The sequence below is a fragment of the Bdellovibrio sp. ArHS genome (assembly GCF_000786105.1).
Classification (GTDB): Bacteria; Bdellovibrionota; Bdellovibrionia; order Bdellovibrionales; family Bdellovibrionaceae; genus Bdellovibrio.
Window position 1 is genome coordinate 1 of the sequence record NZ_JTEV01000042.1, and the last position, 17542, is coordinate 17542.

Annotated in this window: 16 protein-coding genes and 1 pseudogene; 12 read left to right on the forward strand and 5 right to left on the reverse strand. The window is 46.4% G+C overall.

Annotated features, from left to right (window positions below):
* Positions 1-18: 18 nt before the first annotated feature.
* Positions 19-159 (forward strand): LamG-like jellyroll fold domain-containing protein, encoded by a 141-nt coding sequence (locus OM95_RS17555; protein ID WP_363228141.1) that lies wholly within the window; start codon positions 19-21, stop codon positions 157-159.
* A 60-nt stretch (positions 160-219) separates the two neighbouring features.
* Here OM95_RS17555 and OM95_RS16645 read toward each other — a convergent pair whose 3' ends face one another.
* Positions 220-486 carry a PepSY domain-containing protein gene (locus OM95_RS16645; protein ID WP_041876369.1) on the reverse strand — a complete coding sequence of 89 codons (267 nt, stop codon included), beginning with the start codon at positions 484-486 and terminating at the stop codon, positions 220-222.
* 199 nt (positions 487-685) lie between these two features.
* Here OM95_RS16645 and OM95_RS16650 point away from each other — a divergent pair, with 199 nt between their 5' ends.
* The 5 genes from OM95_RS16650 to OM95_RS16665 all read left to right on the forward strand — a co-directional run bounded on the left by OM95_RS16650 (position 686) and on the right by OM95_RS16665 (position 4889).
* Entirely contained in the window at positions 686-1420 is a 735-nt protein-coding gene (locus tag OM95_RS16650; RefSeq protein ID WP_041876371.1) for a cytochrome b/b6 domain-containing protein, read from the forward strand.
* A 9-nt stretch (positions 1421-1429) separates the two neighbouring features.
* A complete protein-coding gene (locus OM95_RS16655) occupies positions 1430-1939 on the forward strand; it encodes a helix-turn-helix transcriptional regulator (RefSeq protein ID WP_041876373.1) in 510 nt (169 codons plus the stop codon).
* A gap of 154 nt (positions 1940-2093) precedes the next feature.
* Positions 2094-3863, forward strand: a complete 1770-nt coding sequence (locus OM95_RS17480; protein WP_291516701.1) for a methyl-accepting chemotaxis protein — start codon at positions 2094-2096, stop codon at positions 3861-3863.
* A gap of 111 nt (positions 3864-3974) precedes the next feature.
* A complete protein-coding gene (locus tag OM95_RS17485; protein ID WP_291516703.1) occupies positions 3975-4112 on the forward strand; it encodes a hypothetical protein in 138 nt (45 codons plus the stop codon).
* A gap of 144 nt (positions 4113-4256) precedes the next feature.
* Complete coding sequence (locus tag OM95_RS16665) at positions 4257-4889, forward strand: hypothetical protein (protein ID WP_041876376.1); 633 nt, start codon at positions 4257-4259, stop codon at positions 4887-4889.
* A 27-nt stretch (positions 4890-4916) separates the two neighbouring features.
* Here OM95_RS16665 and OM95_RS16670 read toward each other — a convergent pair whose 3' ends face one another.
* Positions 4917-5495 (reverse strand): TetR/AcrR family transcriptional regulator, encoded by a 579-nt coding sequence (locus OM95_RS16670; RefSeq protein ID WP_041876378.1) that lies wholly within the window; start codon positions 5493-5495, stop codon positions 4917-4919.
* Positions 5492-6028: a dihydrofolate reductase family protein gene (locus tag OM95_RS16675; RefSeq protein WP_041876379.1), complete on the reverse strand. Its 537-nt coding sequence runs from the start codon at positions 6026-6028 to the stop codon at positions 5492-5494. Before OM95_RS16675 ends, OM95_RS16670 begins: the two co-directional genes overlap by 4 nt.
* A 186-nt stretch (positions 6029-6214) precedes the next feature.
* Between OM95_RS16675 and OM95_RS16680 the strand changes: the two genes are divergently transcribed.
* The 3 genes from OM95_RS16680 to OM95_RS16690 all read left to right on the forward strand — a co-directional run bounded on the left by OM95_RS16680 (position 6215) and on the right by OM95_RS16690 (position 10105).
* On the forward strand, positions 6215-7504 hold the full coding sequence (locus OM95_RS16680) for a DEAD/DEAH box helicase (protein ID WP_291516705.1): 1290 nt from the start codon (positions 6215-6217) through the stop codon (positions 7502-7504).
* A gap of 259 nt (positions 7505-7763) precedes the next feature.
* Positions 7764-8309, forward strand: coding sequence for a hypothetical protein (locus OM95_RS16685; protein WP_291516707.1), 546 nt, complete (start codon positions 7764-7766; stop codon positions 8307-8309).
* 296 nt (positions 8310-8605) lie between these two features.
* Entirely contained in the window at positions 8606-10105 is a 1500-nt protein-coding gene (locus OM95_RS16690) for an FMN-binding glutamate synthase family protein (RefSeq protein WP_041876385.1), read from the forward strand.
* A gap of 76 nt (positions 10106-10181) precedes the next feature.
* Here OM95_RS16690 and OM95_RS16695 read toward each other — a convergent pair whose 3' ends face one another.
* Entirely contained in the window at positions 10182-11567 is a 1386-nt protein-coding gene (locus tag OM95_RS16695; protein WP_041876387.1) for a hypothetical protein, read from the reverse strand.
* Positions 11567-12283 (reverse strand): hypothetical protein, encoded by a 717-nt coding sequence (locus tag OM95_RS16700; RefSeq protein WP_041876389.1) that lies wholly within the window; start codon positions 12281-12283, stop codon positions 11567-11569. The genes OM95_RS16695 and OM95_RS16700 overlap by 1 nt, the downstream gene beginning before the upstream one ends.
* Positions 12284-12757: 474 nt before the next feature.
* Between OM95_RS16700 and OM95_RS16710 the strand changes: the two genes are divergently transcribed.
* From OM95_RS16710 to OM95_RS16720, 3 genes and pseudogenes are all read left to right on the forward strand, one after another.
* A complete protein-coding gene (locus tag OM95_RS16710) occupies positions 12758-15343 on the forward strand; it encodes a hypothetical protein (protein WP_041876393.1) in 2586 nt (861 codons plus the stop codon).
* Positions 15343-16305, forward strand: coding sequence for a prepilin-type N-terminal cleavage/methylation domain-containing protein (locus OM95_RS16715; RefSeq protein WP_041876396.1), 963 nt, complete (start codon positions 15343-15345; stop codon positions 16303-16305). Before OM95_RS16710 ends, OM95_RS16715 begins: the two co-directional genes overlap by 1 nt.
* Positions 16305-17542 (forward strand): annotated as a pseudogene (locus OM95_RS16720) (hypothetical protein); the annotation flags it as partial. The gene OM95_RS16715 and the pseudogene OM95_RS16720, both read left to right, overlap by 1 nt.

Here is a 17542-nt window from a genome sequence, read left to right on the forward strand (position 1 = left end):
CTTCCCAATTTCCCCTCCGTGTTCGGGACCAATCAACAGACTTATATCGGAAAATTTCCCGGCAACGTTTTCTACTTCAATGGCCACATGGATGATTTTCGTATTTATAACCGCGTCTTAACGGAGGCAGAAATTTTAAAGATTTCGCAACAGAACTGATCGGCTTTATTTTGCGAAGCCGCAGGATGAAAACGGCTTCGCAGAAACTCCAACCCGGGTTTATTCGATGTTTTCTTTCACGATCGAAGCGTCGACGGGATTAAAGTAGATTTCGACATTTTTGCCTTCTTTATTCGTACCGTAGATTTCATAGCAGGTTCCTGGCTGTTTGAATTTACGAATCTTATAGCCTTCACCTTCCATACGTTTTTTGAAGTCCTCTTCTTTCATCCATTTTTCTTTAGGCTGGTCTGTGCAGCTTTTTTTTGCGTGAGCGACGCCAGTTCCCAACATAACCACCATTAAAGCAAATACGACCTGTTTCATTTTGGTCTCCTTTTTTGTAACGAGATTATTCCCGTTCTCAATAAAAGTATCGTCATGGACGGGAATTTGGCTATGGACCGTATAGCCTAAACCCTTGAATTCAGTGGCCTAAGACATTTAGCCAATAGCCAAAAAGGGATGAAAGAACGATATTGATTCTAGGCTCAGTGAATCATTTGGAGCCCGAACAGGAGCAAACATGAGAAATCAACTTGTCTACGATCTACCAATGAGAATCTTTCACTGGCTTTTTGCCGGTCTATTTGTTGGCGCCTTTTTAATCGCCAAGACGGTCGACGACGAGTCACCGACCTTTGTCTATCATATGCTTGCCGGCTTTTTGCTGGGCTTCGTTGTTGTGCTGCGGTTGGTTTGGGGATTTGTTGGCGCTAAGCATTCCAGATTCTCTTCTTTTGCGCTTCATCCCAAGGATGTGGCCGCTTATTTCACAGGGATTCTTACCGGTGATAAAAGAAAATGGGCCGGTCACAATCCTGCATCTAGTTGGGCTGCGCTGATAATGTTTGGTCTGGCTCTGGGGCTTGGTGTGACGGGCTATCTTATGGCGAATGGCCAGAAAGAAAGCTTCGAAGATGTCCACGAGCTGTTGGCGAACGGTTTTCTAGTCGTGGTTCTCATGCACGTGGCGGGTATCATTCTGCACTCACTTCGCCATCGTGATGGCATCGCTTTGTCCATGGTCGATGGTGCTAAAGAGGGCATCAAGAAAGAGGAAGAGATTGCCAGTTCTCGACCTGCGGTGGCTCTGGTATTTGTGGGGCTCGTCGCGACTTTCACCATGTATCTTGTGAAAAACTTCGATCAGCAAAAACAAACTTTGAATGTTTTCGGTACAACACTGCAGCTAGGCGAAAACGAAGGTGAAAATACGGGGCATCACGGCTATGATGCTGAGGATGATGATGACGAATGATAGGTGCCTATGAATCAAAAAGAAAGATTTGTAATTGCAGGAATTTTGGCGGTCGTCGCAGTTTTAGTGACGGCCGATATCTTTACCGACACGCAAGAGGGTGTGGCGATTTGGCATGTTTTAAGTGAAGGACTTATCGGTCTGGTGGCGTTGGCCGGAGTCTTCTATCTTTTGCGTGGCACCGTTATTCTTCGTCATCGCCTCGAGCAAGAGATCGAAGAATTTTCGGCCTTCAAACGCGAAGCTGAGGCTTGGCGAATGGAATCAAAAAAATATGTCGAAGGCCTGGCGATGGCTATTGATCAACAACTGACAAAATGGCATTTAACGGCCGCCGAAAAGGAAGTGGCCTTTCTTCTATTGAAGGGTTTAAGTCTTAAAGAAATCGCAGAAGTTCGTGGGACCACCGAAAAAACAGCACGAGTTCAATCGATGGCTGTTTATTCCAAGGCCGGAATTTCCGGGCGCTCTGAGCTGTCTGCTTTTTTTCTTGAAGACCTTCTGGTGCCGACTCGGTAATAAGTTGTTTTCAATCGCGGCACTTTTGCGAGACCCGCTCAGCTTTCCTGTGGCGCTGACGGCGCTCATTTTCGTTTTTAAGAATTCTTGATCCGAATCAATTCTGGCTCTTCCGCCCTCTATTACGATTAAAAGTAATAATTCGGGGGGGCACGTGCGTATAAGTTTAAAATACAAAATAATGGGTCTGGTGAGTGTGCCTTTGGTGGCTTCGTTCATTTTCGCATCACTTTATTTGCAAGGTGATTGGAAAATATTGAAGAGAACTGAGGAGATTGTCGAAAACGGACGCCTGTTGGAAAAGAATTCTGAGCTTATTCATCAAGTTCAGACAGAGCGGGCCAAGACGGCTCTTTTTTTGGGTGATAAAATCGGCTGGGAAGAACTCCAAAAGCAGCACAAGGTAGTCGATGAAAAACGCCAGGCACTTAGTCAACAGTTGCTGAAAACGAAACTGGAGCCCTCGGCCGCCCAAGGGTTTCAGAGCTTTGAAAGCAAACTGCTGTCATTTCGGGACGGGGTAAAGGCAAAGCAGTTATCACGAAGTGAAGCGACGAGGACTTTGACCGGCTTGATCAGCGAACTTATCCAGCTCAATATCACAGCGGCGACGGACGAGACGTTGAATGGGATGGAAATGAGTTTTCTCAGTCTGACGATGCTTGAAATGGGCAAAGAATATGGAGGTCAGCTTCGCGCGAATATTCTTAATGTTCTTTCTCTGGGTAAGCCGTTGTCACTGCAAGAAGTTTCAGCGCTGGAAAGTTTGAAAACCGGCATGACCGTCAATCTGGAATCGCCGGCCATGACGATTTCCACCGGGGCGAAACAGAAGCTTGCAGAATTCCATCAGGCCAAAGAATGGAACGGGGTTTTACAAACCTATTCAAAAGTGATTCTGGAAGCGGATAAGGGAAATTTTTCGGAAGATCCCCAGCAGTTTTATCAGTCTATCACTTCAGCATTGAATCTTTTGGGCGACATCGTGAAGTTTGAAATCGGAAACGTCGAAAGTAAGGCCGCCAGCCTTTATGAAAGTACTTTACGCACGTTTACGATTACTTTGGTTGGGATGGTGTGCTTGCTGATCGCCATCGCCGTTCTTGCCGCATGGGTGATACGGGATCTGACAGCGACTTTGCAACAGACCGTGGGCAGTCTGACGAATGCATCACATACGATTTCCAATGGTAGTGCGCAGTTAACCTCGGCCAGCCAGATGGTCGCGTCGGGGGCCGTCGAGTCAGCCAGTGCACTGGAAGAAGTCGTGGCCTCGATGGAAGAACTTAATAGTATCGTAGCCATGAACGCGCAAAGAGCTAAAGAGGCCGCGGAACTTTCTGTGTCTGGTAAATCGGCGGCGGAAGCGGGACAGCGGGATGTCTATTCTTTGGCGACGGCCATGACTGAAATCTCACAGAGCTCGCGAAAAATCGAAGAAATCATCACAGTGATCGATGATATTGCATTTCAAACGAATCTGTTGGCCCTGAATGCTTCGGTAGAGGCGGCCCGTGCGGGAGAACAAGGAAAAGGGTTCGCCGTGGTTGCCGAAGCTGTGAGAGCTTTGGCGCAAAGAAGTGCCGTGGCTGCGAAAGACATTTCAGACCTTATTAAAAACAGTGTTCACAAGATTCATGATGGCTCGGACAAAGCTTCTGCCTGCGGTAATGCTCTGACCAAAATTGTGACGATCACTTCCAGTATCGCTCAGTTGAACACCGAGATTTCGACTGCGACTTCCGAGCAGGCCACAGGAATCAATCAGATCAGCAAGGCGATCAATGAACTGGACGCGTCCACGCAACAAAATGCATCAGCGGCGGAACAGGTGTCTGCGTTTTCCGATCAAATGAATACTCAGACAGAGGGAATCAATTCATTGGTTGTGGGCCTGTCGCATCTGGTGAGCGGAGGAACTTAATCTGACCTGAGTCATCCTTTCTGAGATTTGGCCTTCTTAAAATTTTCTCTCCTGGTATGCAATCAAGTTTCAACACGCAAAACTTGATTGCTTATAAAGGAGAAAAATCGCATGGAGACTTTCAAAAATATCGTTGTCGGAAATGTTTTAGGTTACGTCATGGTGGCAGGTGCGGCCTTTGGCATCGTGGGCGGATCTTTTGTTATCTGTGGCGCCGCTTTAGTGGGACTTCTGTTGGCGGGCGGATAAAAAATTAAATATATCGAAAGCATGATCGCGGTCATCCTGTGTTGCAGGGGCTTTCTCAACACTTGTTCACTTGGAATTTCTTTCGCTAATTCAATTGAAGGAACGAGTCTCTTCTTTTAGCTCTTCCTCCGAAATGGGGGATCAATGCAATTACTCGTTATTCTTTTTTTGTTTCTGTATCAAATTTCCGCGTGGGCTCTTGATACCACGGAAGTTTTTGCTTCGGGATTTTCAGACGTCGAAGTCTACGGTTCACAAAGTTCATCCGAAAGGACGATGAGCTTTGTGACAGGCTACGGATATTCACGATGGCTCAATCCTTCAGTCAGTTTCACTCAATCGTTTCGACGGGAAGAGGGCGAAAACCAAAATGAAGGTCAGTTCGGTCTATGCAATTTTGCCAATATATTTTCAGGAATCTTTGAAGTCGACCTCTTAACCGGAATCCACAAAGGGCCTGAATCCATGGTGGGTTTTCTTGGCGATGAGTGGACGGTTCCCTTAGGAAGGACCGTTCCATATTTTAAAAATTTAATCGAGATCGAAGAAAGTCAAACTCTGCACGCACTCTCTGCCGGCGTTAGTTTTCAGAATAGTAAAAGTCTTGAGCTTTTCGCAGAATCAGGATGGGACTTGATACATTCCCAACACTCTTTTGTTGCGATCGGGATGAATATTCTTCAGTCAGAAGCCATAGAGATTTTGACCGAGGCGGGTGTTCACTCTGCCTCTAGCGAGTCTTATGCTTCTTTGGGGATCATTTGGACGTTGGAATAGATGAGGCCAAGGCCAGTTCGGTTCCAATTAGATGGTCACGAAAATCTGGCTAAGAAGTTCGTCGAGCTGTTGCGTGTATCGAATAGTCTGACGTTTCACTCTGGCTGGATTCAATTTTCCGGCCATGGCTGTGGCGATAAAGCTACCGTGCGTAAAATCGACCAGAATATCTAACCACATCTGTCTTTTTTTGGGGGATAGATCGGTCGTCTTTAACAATTCAGCTAAAAGATTCGTCAAACGAGCGGCCTCTTTCGAAAACGCATCGGGCGTTGTGAAAATAATCAACGTTAAGTTGGGATAGCGTAATCCGGCCTGATAATAGGCGGCTAAAAGATGTCTTGTTTTTTTTCTTGCGCGTCCCTGGGCAGAGGCGAAATCTTGAACGACGGGGCCATAGACAAAATCAGATATTTCCCGAATCAGAGCGGCGCGATTAGGGAAGTAGTGATAAAGCGCCATGGGCGTCACCTCAAGATAAGTGGCCAGTCCTCGCAAAGAAAAATCTGCGGGTCCTTTTTTTTCCAACAGCTCGAGGGCGGCTTTCACGATAGTTTCAAGTTGGATTCCGTTTTCGCGACGGGGTCGTCCTCTTTTTACAGTCATCGCACGACTTGGTATTCAGTTTGAACTAACCCTGAAGGAAAGGTTGTCGTTTTAATATGCTTTACTGAAATATCGTCGGTCACCGCGCCAAAGAGACGACGTCCTTCGCCGATCAATACGGGAACCGTTGTGATGACCATATCCTTAATCAAATTTTCGCGCAGGAAGGATTGAATCGTTTGTCCTCCGTCGACGTAAACTCTTTTCCACCCCTTCGTTTCTAGCGCGGCCATCAGGTCTTGAGGTGTAAGTTTCGAGATCTGAACCTTGTCCTTAAGGTGTTCCGGTATGTCGTTTTCTGTAAGTTTTTGCGAAAGAACGATAACGGGGAGCGTGTAGTACCAGCTTGCAAAGCTCAGCGCTTTTTCGAATGTACCCCGTCCCATGATGATGCCGTCGATGTTTTTGATGAAATCATTATACCCGTGGTCTTCCTGAGGATCATCCCGGCTGATAAGCCACTGAATATCGCCATCTGGTTTAGCGATAAAGCCATCCAAACTTGTCGCAATAAATACGTGACCCGATATCATAAAACCTCTTTAAATATACAGTGTATAATAAACGAAGAATTGTCAACTTCTTGCGAAGTGTCATCCTGGCGTGTCCTGGGGCTTTAAATTTGACGTTCAGGGAAGTTTCACAGCCCCGCTAAAACATTTTTCTATTTCAAGACGAAAAGAGACGCTTTTTTTCTTAATTGTGTATACATTAGGGAAATGAATAATTTCCCTGAATTTGGTCTTTTGCCTTCTCTTCTAAAAACTCTTAAAACCCAGCGTATTTTCACTCCCACGGAAATCCAGCGAATGGCGATCCCTTTGCTGATGTCGGGCCAGTCCGTCGTCGGTGTCTCGGAAACGGGAAGTGGTAAGACTTTGACTTATGCGCTGCCACTTTTGCACATGTTGAAAAGTTTGGAAGATGACGGGCAACCGGTTCAATCCGATGCAAGTCCTCGGGCCGTCGTGATGGTGCCGACCCGCGATTTGGGTGAACAAGTGGCTAAGGTGTTTAAAACCTTCACGCATGATACGCGCTTGCGCGTGCGTCCTGCGCTGGGGGGTATGAGCATGGAACAGTCCATTCGCAATATCAGCGGTCCGTTTGAAATCCTTCTTGCAACACCAGGCCGATTGATTCAGTTGCTTGAAAAAGAATTGATTGATCTGTCAGATGTGCGTGTTTTGGTGTTTGATGAAGCCGATCAGATGCTGGACAAGGGCTTTTTGACAGACTCCAACTATATTGTGGATATGTGTCCACAGGATATTCCTTTAGCTTTGTTTTCTGCGACGGTCTCAAAAAATGTGGAAGAGATGATGAATTCCCTTTTTGCGAAAGCAGAGGTTCTGCGCAGTCAGGGCAGCGGCAAAGTCGTGCAAAGTTTGACCACCAAAAATGAAACCGTCATTGATGGACTTCGTTGGCCTCTGTTTGAAAAATTGCTTAAAAAGCCGGTTCAAGGTGGGACGATTGTCTTCGCCAATACCCGTGAACAGTGTGATAAGATCGCCAAAGAAATGCAGGACAAAGGTTACAAGTGTGTTCTTTATCGTGGCGAAATGGATAAAAATGAACGTCGTACCAATCTAAAAAAGTTCCGCAACGGCGAAGTCGACATTTTGATTTCAACCGATTTGGCGGCGCGAGGTCTGGATCTGGAGCATGTGGGCAGAGTTATCAATTATCATCTTCCCCAACAGCTTGAAAACTATCTTCACCGAGTCGGGCGAACGGCCCGCGCAGGACGTGAAGGTTTGGTGATTAATTTAGTGACGGAACGAGACTTGCCTTTGATTGCAAAAATTGAAGGTCAAGGTGCCACCGCGAAGGATCTTAAAGCTCGCTTCAAAGATAAAGACGGAAAACGTCTGCACGTAAAACGGGATGAAAAAAAGGCAGTGCCGTCGAAGCCTGTAAATTCCAAAGCGCCACAAAGAAAGCCCCCTGGAAAACCCAAGGGCCCTCCAGCCTCAAAGATGCTGGCGAGGAAATCATCGCGTTAAGCACCGATGGGGTGTGATTTTGTCTAGCGCGGCACTTTCACGGCGGTGGTAGAACTCCCTCTGTGGTATGAAATTCAAAGCTATCTAAAACTTCAACAGCGTCAGTGTTCCAGATTTGCACAGAACTGGAAATTTGTACTATCGGGGCAAGGTCGTTAGTGTTTTTAAACCAATCAGTTGCAAAAAAACGGGCTGTCTATTAACACGGTGCCAGTTCATTCAGATTCGATAGATAACATGATTGTTAAGAAGGTCACTCATGAGAAGCACGAAGATCAGTACACGATTAATACTTTTATCGCTTGGAATATTAGGAGCCGTTTCTTTAACGGTACCTTCCATGGCAAAGCAGTTGAATACGACTACTCAACCAGCAAATTCGTATTTCAATTGGATTGTTTACAACACAGCAGTTAATCCGCCCTATTTGATCTCACCCGATGAGGCGGCAGAGGCGGCCAGCGCACCGAACCTTCGTCTTGAAATTTATTTTAGGGCTCTGACTCCCTCATATCATCTTAGCCACGATGAAGCTCTTGCTGCCGCGACCCACCCGGACTTGAATGAACAGGTCTATTTCACAGCTATGACGCCTTCCTACCACCGAACGCATGCCGAGGCTTTCGAAGCCGCAACTCTTGGCGTGGATAGCCAGGTCTATTTCACCGCGCTCAGCCCATCGTACCAATTAAGCCATAAAGAAGCTCTTGAGGCCGCGCTCGCTCCCATTGATATGCAAACATATTTCCATTTATTGGCGATCGGTTATAGTCACGCCCAAGCACTGAACGCTGCTTACTTGTAGTAAGCAGCCTGGCACAGGCTCACATCCCAAAGCTGCAATTGCCTTCGCTGACACCAACGTTTGAAGCTCAATTCATACGCTCCACACAACGCCGAGCATTATTCGCGTAAATAGTATCGTTCATACACATATATCTGAGGGTGTTTTCAATTCACTGATTATCGAGCCGTCCCTAAAGCCAAGATCGAGCGCGAATAAAACAGCTATGTTGCTGTCGTTATCCCAAAATTTTTTGTATACTGAGCTTTGCGGAAATTTAAAGAATTTCAAAGAGACCTATTTTTCGAGGATCAATAATGAGAAAAGAGTTTTACATCGCCCTGGTGGCTGTGTTGGCAATGAATGTTCTGTTTTATTTCTATTGGACGATCGGATTGTTTTCTCTCTTCTTTTTCGTTCCTTTTTTTGCCCTGGGTATTCGTGACATCCGTCAAACACGTCACGCGATCAAATCAAATTTTCCCGTCTTTGGACATTTTCGCTATCTTCTGGAGTCCATCCGCCCCGAGATAAATCAGTACTTCATTGAATCAAATACCGATGGCCGGCCCTTCAGTCGTGAACAACGATCTGTGGTTTATCAGCGTGCTAAAAAAGTTTTAGACACGGTTCCATTTGGAACTCAGCACGACGTTTACAAACAGGGGTATGAGTTTGTGACTCACTCTATGTATCCAAAACATGTCAGCGAAAAAGACTTGCGCATCATGGTGGGTGGGGAAAAGTGTAAACAGCCTTATTCGCTTTCATTGTTGAATATTTCAGCGATGAGTTTTGGGTCCCTTTCGACCAATGCGATTCTTTCCTTAAATGGAGGCGCCAAAGACGGAGGCTTTGCCCACAATACGGGGGAAGGCGGGATCTCACCTTATCATCTGGAAATGGGCGGCGATCTGATTTGGCAAATTGGCACGGGTTATTTTGGCTGCCGCACGCACGAAGGAACCTTTGATCCGGAACTATTTAAAAAGAATGCGAACCGACCCCAGGTGAAAATGATTGAGATCAAGCTATCTCAGGGCGCAAAACCCGGTCATGGGGGAATCCTTTCAGGAAAAAAGGTCACCCAGGAAATTGCGGATATTCGCAATGTTCCTTTGGGTAAAGACGTGATTTCGCCTCCGGGGCATAGTGCCTTCAATGACGCGTCCGAAATGTTGACCTTTATTGAAAAACTTAGGGATCTTTCCGGTGGAAAACCCGTCGGCATTAAGCTCTGTCTTGGACACCGCCGAGAATTCGAAGAACTTGTTTCCCTGATGGCTCAGAAGAACTCGTATCCTGATTTCATCGCAGTTGATGGAGCTGAAGGGGGAACGGGAGCTGCGCCCTTGGAGTTCTCGAATTACATGGGTATGCCGGGCATCGACGCCCTTGTGATTGTCGTGGATACTCTGAAAAAGTTCGGTATCCGTGACAAGGTCAAGGTTTTAGCAACCGGCAAGATCACGACCGCCTTTGATATCGTCAAGCTTTTGTGTATCGGTGCCGATGCCACCTATGCCGCTCGTTCTATGTTGCTGGCCTTGGGTTGTATTCAGGCGCTTCGTTGCAATAACAATAAGTGTCCTACCGGCGTAGCTACCCAAGATCCGAACTTAGTGAAAGGTCTTCACGTCCCGACAAAACGTGAACGAGTTAAGAATTTCCACAGCGAAACTTTAGAAACGGTCGCCCATATCATCGGCGCGATGGGCCTTTCTAAACATCAAGACCTCAGCCGTGCTGATTTGTACAAGCGGATCGACGAAAATCAAATTAGAACTTACCAAGATCTTTATCCCGAACAAATTTGAGCAGCTCGGTCGGGTCTTTAAGCATTCCAACAAAAAGAAACCGCGCTCTTAAAGAGCGCGGCGTAAAAAAGTCCGATTAAGGTTTTAAACTTTCTAAATATTTATGAACCAGCGATCCTCTGGGGAGATCCATTTCGCCGCTTCGGGACAGGGATTTGAATCTACGATCCTTGAAATCTTTCATAAGAGTATAGCGACCATCAACTCGTTTAAACAACTGGCCGTTGCGGTTCAGTCCGTATTTGTTCGCACCCAAATTCGTGATGGCAACGATGCCAGGCGCAGGGTTTTCGATTTTTGTAACTTTATAGGTATTAGATTCGATTTCGACTCTAAAGACCTCATCCTTCTCATTCAAAACATAAATGCGGTTTTTTGCTGTGGCATTGTAATCCTGAGCCGTGAATAAACGAATAGCTTCGCCCCAAGGGCCATTTACTTTTATATTAACCTCGATCGGTGAGTTTTCCACAAGCAGGGTATTCCCTTTAAGTTGAACAAAGAGTTGATATTCAGTGCTAGAACCGTATACGACGTCTTTGTATTGTCGGCGATCCTCCAAAGGGCTTTTCAGGTAATCCTGCATGAACGAGCCCTGCGGTTCTACGGGTGAGATTTGTGCCGTATCGAGGACAGAGTAGCGAACAGGATTGTGGGTGTGATTCTTGGGAAGGAAAACCCATTCAAGGCTATTGCGTGGGAGAAATTGCCCTTCCGGAAAAATGCTTTTCGTGGCGACAGGAGAAAGTTGGCTCCCATCAAAAATATATGTGTTGCCGGAATCTTCTTGCAACAACGCTATGGGCTTTACGTTGGTAAACTTGTTGATGAATTGATCTGTGTAAAGAAGCGCCCAATCTAAAGACAATTGTTTCAGCGAAGGGTGAATATTTCGAGCGCTGACAGCCAGCTTAGAAAAGACTTCTATCGAAACTGCATACGATCCCTTGTCAGTAATGGCCTTGTCGCAGAACCGTTGTCCTTTATACTGTCCTTCTTCACATTTTTCGTGCCCATAGCCGTCTACATGACGGGCTTCATGCATCATGGTCCCAACAAGAGTTGTAACACTGGAGTAGGCACTGTCTTGCATCACCGGACATAAATACATCGCAGGATTATTCCATACAACATATGCCATAGCTGGACCGCAGTTAGATCCATTGCGCACTTCTTTAATTCGACTAAAAAAATAGTCCTGCCATCGAGATGGAAGAATATCTTGATTCCAAGGGGAAGGTACTATCGGTCCTTTAAGATCCAATCCTTCAATAAATAGAATGGCATTGACGAAGGTATATTTTGGGTTATTGGGGTCGCAATAGTTGTCAGTGCCTTGCAATGAAATTTTAATTTTCTTTTGAATCCGCTCGACATCTCTCGCTTTCAAGCAAGTGCTTTCTTGAGCGAAGCTCGTGCACGAAAATAAGGTAAACAAAATGAAGCTAAGGACGGTATTCATTATTGAACTCCTGGAGTAAAGGATTGGGCGATCTCGGTCCATCTTAACTTTCCGATTTCTGCGGCATCCAGAGATTGAAAAATATGTTCCTTGGTGCTGGATGGAATTGCCGTTTGCGCAATATCGTAAATTCGTCGTCTAAGTTGAGGATCTTGGACCAGTTGAGGTTCTAAACGGCGCAGTATGTGAAGTGAAACGACATATTCGAAGTGCTCACGTGTATTACCGTGCACTCCTTTTTCCATATGAAGATCCCTTGGAAAGTCATCGCGACTAAGAATATCTAGTAGAAAATCCAGATTTTTTAAAGGCTGCCGGGTCAATAAATCCAAGGCGATGATTCGTTGATTTTGATCTAAAGAAAAATCTTTCACGACCCCTGTAAGATAGAGGGCTTCTTTCTTGGAAATTCTTTGGGCAGTCTCCGCTAGCTGAGCATCGATCAATTCAGGTTGTTCCTGTAATTTAGTCATTTGCAATGCCTGCGCAACGATGAGCTTTTTTAGGGAAGAAAGGTCTTTCTCCTGTTCCGTGAAATCTTCATCGGGGCTCTTTGAATTATTCAAGGTGTCCGTGCGCAAATGAGGGATGTTGGTCCCAGGTGATTCAGGGGCTCTTGCGACTTTCGTCCGAGCGGCAGTTGGAGCGTCCTTTTCTTTGATCTGATAATAGGAAACAAAGACGAGAATCGCGAAAAAGAAGACATTTTTTTTCATAGAATCTCCTGTATAAGGCTTGAAGTCTAAAAGACTCGAGCCGCATTCTTTAATACTCATAATTGGAGGGGGATGCCACCGACGAAATCGAAAGGAAATAAGCTTTTGAGTTCATTAGGTTAGGTGCCTTATTGCAAAAAGGCTTTCTTTGGGAGCCTCGAAAATCAAAATCAAGATTTTCTATAGCTAGTTTTGTTTGAAAACTCATGTTTGTTTCTGTGCTGCTAAGTTGCGCACAGGGTTCGCCAGGCTTAGCAATCGAAAAGTTCACCTTGCGAACATCACCGACGAGCAAGATGTCTTTCTGGACGGAAGTGCCTCATCACAGGACGAGACGTTGATATTATTAGTTAGTATAGCATATCCTGTATATCGGAATCTAATTCGGGGGAATGCGTGTTTCGACTGTGCAGCAACCGACGAGCATTTTCTCTCGTCGAACTTATCGTCTTAATAGGGCTATTGGGAATTGTCATGTATTCGGTGACGACTTATATGACCCAGCAGGCGAAAATTCAAAAGGTCCTTAATAGTAAAGAAAAAGCGTCGGTAGAGCTTTCAACCTTGGTGGCTCGAGGCAAGGCTGTTCTTAGGGAAACGGGCAGCGACGGCAGTCAGGGTATTTGCGAGTTCATTAGTCCTCGCTCCCGCACGGGGGGCGTCGGTGACATCGAATTTGTTATTCATGAGGACTCGGCAAATCTTTTGGATGAGGAGTGGACACGGGCTTTTCAGAAGTCGGGGTGGATGGTCGCTCCCGAAAAATGCCCTGCCAATTTATATCAACGATGCTTCGTTCTTGATGAGGCCGATGCGACCTCGCTGTCCGAGGAGCTGCGAAGATCGCAGCCGATCCTGAAAGTGGCGTTAATACCTGTCGAGCTTAGAACGATGGGCGGAAAAACTTTTATTCCCATCAAGCGGACTCGGGGACGCGTTAGTAACGCACGTGATACTGGCGTCGTCATTTCGGTAGCGATCGATATGAAAGACGGCAAAGGGTCTAATGTCGAGCATGTCAGTGACTACGATCTTCTTTGGGCCGGCGAGATCTCGTGTAATAAAAAAGTTGAGGGCGGTAACACTTTATTAGTTTCGGCATCGGGCATGGGCTCGGGCTTGTCGAACAATCTGTTTTTAGCGTCTTCTAAAACTTTACCGAATCCGGGTGATAAATTCATGGAGATAGCTTATCGCCATGAAACTCGAGCCTCCACCGAAATTAAAGACGGTTTGATACAAGCGGATCGTAGTTACGATAAATCCTTTGCTTTGCAGTGTTCTGAGAGATCTTTTCGCTGTGCCAAAGACGCTCATCAAGGGCGCTTCTGGACTGATGCGATGGTGGGCCGGATGTGGGCGACTTATCTACCTCGTAATAAACGTATTGAGGCATCCAGCGTACATACTTTGAATCAACTCTGTTTTGGCAAAAGCGATAAGGACCTAAACTGTCCATCCGCGTACCGAGTTGAGTCTTCGTCGGGATTTTCGACAAATTTTACTCAACCCCTGGTGTTTACCGAAAACCGGGCTGCGGTCACGGTGACTATGCCTACAGTGGGACAATCACTTTGTTCCTCGATATGTACGCCGGGCACGGATGTTAACTACAACCGCCTTTCGCAAAATCCGAAAGACTACGCATCAAATAAGTTAGTCAGGGCTTATTTTCGTTCTATATATCAGCAAGACACCCAAATTGAACAATATGATTCTGATCCGAAGCCTGTGGGGTGTGCTTGTTGTTACAAGAAGCAATGTCAGGCTTATGGCCTGAATGCCTCAGGGGGTTGTGAGGAATCTCCGATCGAGCCTTTAGATGCCAGAGTGCCAGAGTGTCAAACTCAAGTTGAAGTCGAGCCAGTCAGTTCGATCGTGGCGCGTGAAAGTAATGCGGATAAGTGTATTTATGCGAGCGCGGACAACAGTGGTAAGCTTGTGCTTTCAACTGACTTGTGTTCACAGTCTTTGCCTGCGGCCTGTTTCTTTCAAGGCAAGATGGTCGTTTCGAAGAATATGAATCGTGAAGCCAAAAGCGTTTCATTCATAGGGGCTTCCGAGGCTTGCTATGATATGGGGCAAATTTCGGTGGACGCCAAATCTTTTCGCGAGTATTTACGCCAACAAGTGGGGGGCGAAAATATAACGACGGCTTCGTTACCACCTGAAGTGGGAGGCAAATACGATTACATTGATAATGCCTACGTCGGAAGTTTCGTTTTACCTTACACGGCGGATATGACTCAACAGCTGCTCAACGATATGAAGGCTGCGGGCGTTGCAAGAGTCTGGGTGCCAATGCGAACGGATAGTGCGGGAAAAAGTTACTATCAGCCGTTCTTGTCGTTTGCACAAAAAAGTCCCTATATTAATTTTAACTATATGGGGAATCAGTCTTTCGAAAAAGACGGCAATCACCCGTTTCGCAGCGGCAACTCCGCTTTGATCTTCGCCAATCATCGTCGTTGGCTAGGGGCCTTGGAAGTTGATGGCAACCAAGTCTTAAACGGCATAGCACCTGTCTGTCGAAGCCGAAACGGAACTGTTTTTAAATCCCGTCTTCAGGCAAAGAATTTAGAAGAAGCTGATTTAGCCTGTAAAAACGATGGCGGGATCTTTTTACCTTTAAAAAACTCTGCCGAGATTGCGCAAATCATGCCCTGGATTGCTGAAAACGATACACGCTTGCCGTGGCCCGTGACCACGGATGTGAGAGGGGTGTGGTTGGCCTACACTCGCAGTGCCACAAATACGTGGGAGCCGTGGTCAAAAGTCGATACCGCGACCGGGTTGATCAATGTTCATGGCAAGTCTCAGCCTTTCGATGCCAATAAAGTAACTCATTTTATTTGCCGCCGGGACGGTACGTTTACGATTCAAAAGAAGGATCAGAAGTGTGATTCCTATGCGGGACTGAAGTTGTCTGCAGTAGAAAAGGCCGAAGTTGCCGAATTGATATTCCGCGAAGACGGGTGGATTAGTGAGTCCTTGTACTCATTAATCGAACTTCCTGAGGAAGCAAAGCCTTCTTCCGAAGCGGGCAAAGGCAGTAACTAATGAACAGCTTAAAGAGAACAGGAAAATTGGGTTTAAATCGGAACGGTTTCACGTTGTTGGAAATCATCATTGCCGCTGGTGTTATGGCTATTTTGATCCTGTTTACGACTCCGTTACTGACGCTCGTTATAAACAATTTTCAAAAAAGAATGCAGTCTGATTCTAACACCGCCTCCCGAATGCATTTAAAAAAATATTTCAATCGTTCTTTGATGGCGGTCAGCCCCGTTCGCTTTGATCCTTCGGCCACGTTGGTCGGGAACTCGTTGAATTCGACGTCTTGGAAATTGTCCGATGGTCGGCCGATCACAAAAGATCAAGTTCCCACTTTTCTTCTGGATGGGCGTCCCGTCAGACAGGATAGCTTTTCCATTGAGCTTTATAGTATTGAATATAAGGATGGAAAGGCGACGAAAGTCAGTTACGGAGCCTTACTGTCTCGCTGTGCGAAGCCTGAGGTTCATGATATCGGAATCTCGGTTTCAGCGTTGAATGACTTAGCAAGACCTTATCTGCAGATGAAGGACGAGGAGTGTTGTCAGGGTGGCGTTTGTAAAATGTGCCGAAATTACTCCATCAGCTGCTGTGATTCGAGTCAGGGATCTTGTGAAAAAGATGTGGATCTTTTGCCCATGGTTTTCGTCATTAACAAAGACCAGATTCAGATTTATCCTGCAAAACCGGATCTTCTCACGACCCCTGGCATTGGTTTTATGTTGAGCTTTGATGCGAATCCGGTGCGATCTTATACGCTTTATGAATTTCGCTATATGAATCGATGTCTTTTAAGTGCAGGCCAAAAGGTCGCCGATTGTTCTAAGGACGTTCGCGATTATTTTCAGAATGCGCAGTTCAAGCCTTTTCTGCAACTTGAAGTATCTTCCACCACAAGCAACGTCGTGAATAGCTTAAGTGATGGCTCTTTCATTGGTATCGGGGAGAAAGTCTTGGGGGACTTCTGATGAAAAAAATTCTTAGAAACCAAAAAGGTCAAAGTGGCGTCACCATGATCATCGGAAGTGCCGCTCTGGTTATCGCCGGAGTAACTTCATCGGTTATCTTGGGAAGTCTGCGAAATCAACGCGAGCTCATCAATGAAAATATCGCCCTGCGCGCTGTGAATTTGTTTTCGACCCAGATCTCTATGGGGCTTTCTTCTGGGTTAATCACGTGCAGCGAGCAAGACAAGAAGTGTGTTTGGAATAGTGCCGTCGGTACCGAACAACTGAATCTTGCGAACATGACCAATGTGGGCGATAAGTTGGTTCTCGAAGGCGAAGTTTGTGTGCCGGTAGATGCCAATGAATCTGACTTCTGTGTGAATACGCCAGTTATAGCCGAGGCTAAATTCGCCGATCTTGCCGAACTTGAAAGTCAACAAATCATCGTTGGTCATCGTGCCGTCGGGGACAGCGATAACTTTGGTGTCCTTCTTAGAGTGAAGGCTTTTTATAAAGTTGGCAAAGAAACGACTAAAGAGATTTCAAAAGTTTCAGTCGCCAGAAGACCGCGTTCTTTTTTAAGAGTTGAAGCGGATCCCGGATTTTGTGCCATTGGTTGCGCGGCACCCACGGGAAATATTCCCTCGCCTCCGTGTTTCAGTCCTCCGCAATTATCCGGGGCATCTGATCAAAAAGGTGTTGTGAATGTTCGTGTTCGCAACGTAGGTCCAGGGCCAGTCTATCGTTTTAAGGTGAATCGCACATTCACTCCGTCGCCTCAATTTACTTCGGCTTCGATCGAGACGATTGAAGTTTATGACAGCGAAAAAGACGGGCAGTTTTCGGTTCTACAAGAAGGCGAGACCGTCGAGTTTACCGATCGGAATCTTCCGTGCATTACGGGGACCGTCGTTAACACGGTGTCAATCCCCTACGGCAAGGCGGGCTACACGGATGTGTCTATAGGACAAGCGCCTTATCCAACGGGGCACACCCTTTACAATCTCGTTCCTGAGTCTATTGATCCGCAAAACATCATGGTTTTATCCGGTGCCGGAAGCACTATTCCTGCGGCTTTGGTTTCTACAACTGTTTACGTTGAGAGCCCGCCACCACCACCACCACCACCGGCGCCACCTGTATTGCCACCAGCTCCACCAATGCCAGAGCCTTCGCCGAAAATTACTTTAGCGGAGCCACCGCCTGCTCCGGAGCCACCACCTCCGCCGCCACCACCGCCACCGCCACCACCACCGCC

Coding starts and splice junctions, on each gene's coding strand:
- OM95_RS16645 (WP_041876369.1), bottom strand. CDS start 486: ATGAAACAGGTCGTATTTGCTTTAATGGTGGTTATGTTGGGAACTGGC.
- OM95_RS16650 (WP_041876371.1), top strand. CDS start 686: ATGAGAAATCAACTTGTCTACGATCTACCAATGAGAATCTTTCACTGG.
- OM95_RS16655 (WP_041876373.1), top strand. CDS start 1,430: ATGAATCAAAAAGAAAGATTTGTAATTGCAGGAATTTTGGCGGTCGTC.
- OM95_RS17485 (WP_291516703.1), top strand. CDS start 3,975: ATGGAGACTTTCAAAAATATCGTTGTCGGAAATGTTTTAGGTTACGTC.
- OM95_RS16665 (WP_041876376.1), top strand. CDS start 4,257: ATGCAATTACTCGTTATTCTTTTTTTGTTTCTGTATCAAATTTCCGCG.
- OM95_RS16670 (WP_041876378.1), bottom strand. CDS start 5,495: ATGACTGTAAAAAGAGGACGACCCCGTCGCGAAAACGGAATCCAACTT.
- OM95_RS16675 (WP_041876379.1), bottom strand. CDS start 6,028: ATGATATCGGGTCACGTATTTATTGCGACAAGTTTGGATGGCTTTATC.
- OM95_RS16680 (WP_291516705.1), top strand. CDS start 6,215: ATGAATAATTTCCCTGAATTTGGTCTTTTGCCTTCTCTTCTAAAAACT.
- OM95_RS16685 (WP_291516707.1), top strand. CDS start 7,764: ATGAGAAGCACGAAGATCAGTACACGATTAATACTTTTATCGCTTGGA.
- OM95_RS16690 (WP_041876385.1), top strand. CDS start 8,606: ATGAGAAAAGAGTTTTACATCGCCCTGGTGGCTGTGTTGGCAATGAAT.
- OM95_RS16695 (WP_041876387.1), bottom strand. CDS start 11,567: ATGAATACCGTCCTTAGCTTCATTTTGTTTACCTTATTTTCGTGCACG.
- OM95_RS16700 (WP_041876389.1), bottom strand. CDS start 12,283: ATGAAAAAAAATGTCTTCTTTTTCGCGATTCTCGTCTTTGTTTCCTAT.
- OM95_RS16710 (WP_041876393.1), top strand. CDS start 12,758: ATGTATTCGGTGACGACTTATATGACCCAGCAGGCGAAAATTCAAAAG.
- OM95_RS16715 (WP_041876396.1), top strand. CDS start 15,343: ATGAACAGCTTAAAGAGAACAGGAAAATTGGGTTTAAATCGGAACGGT.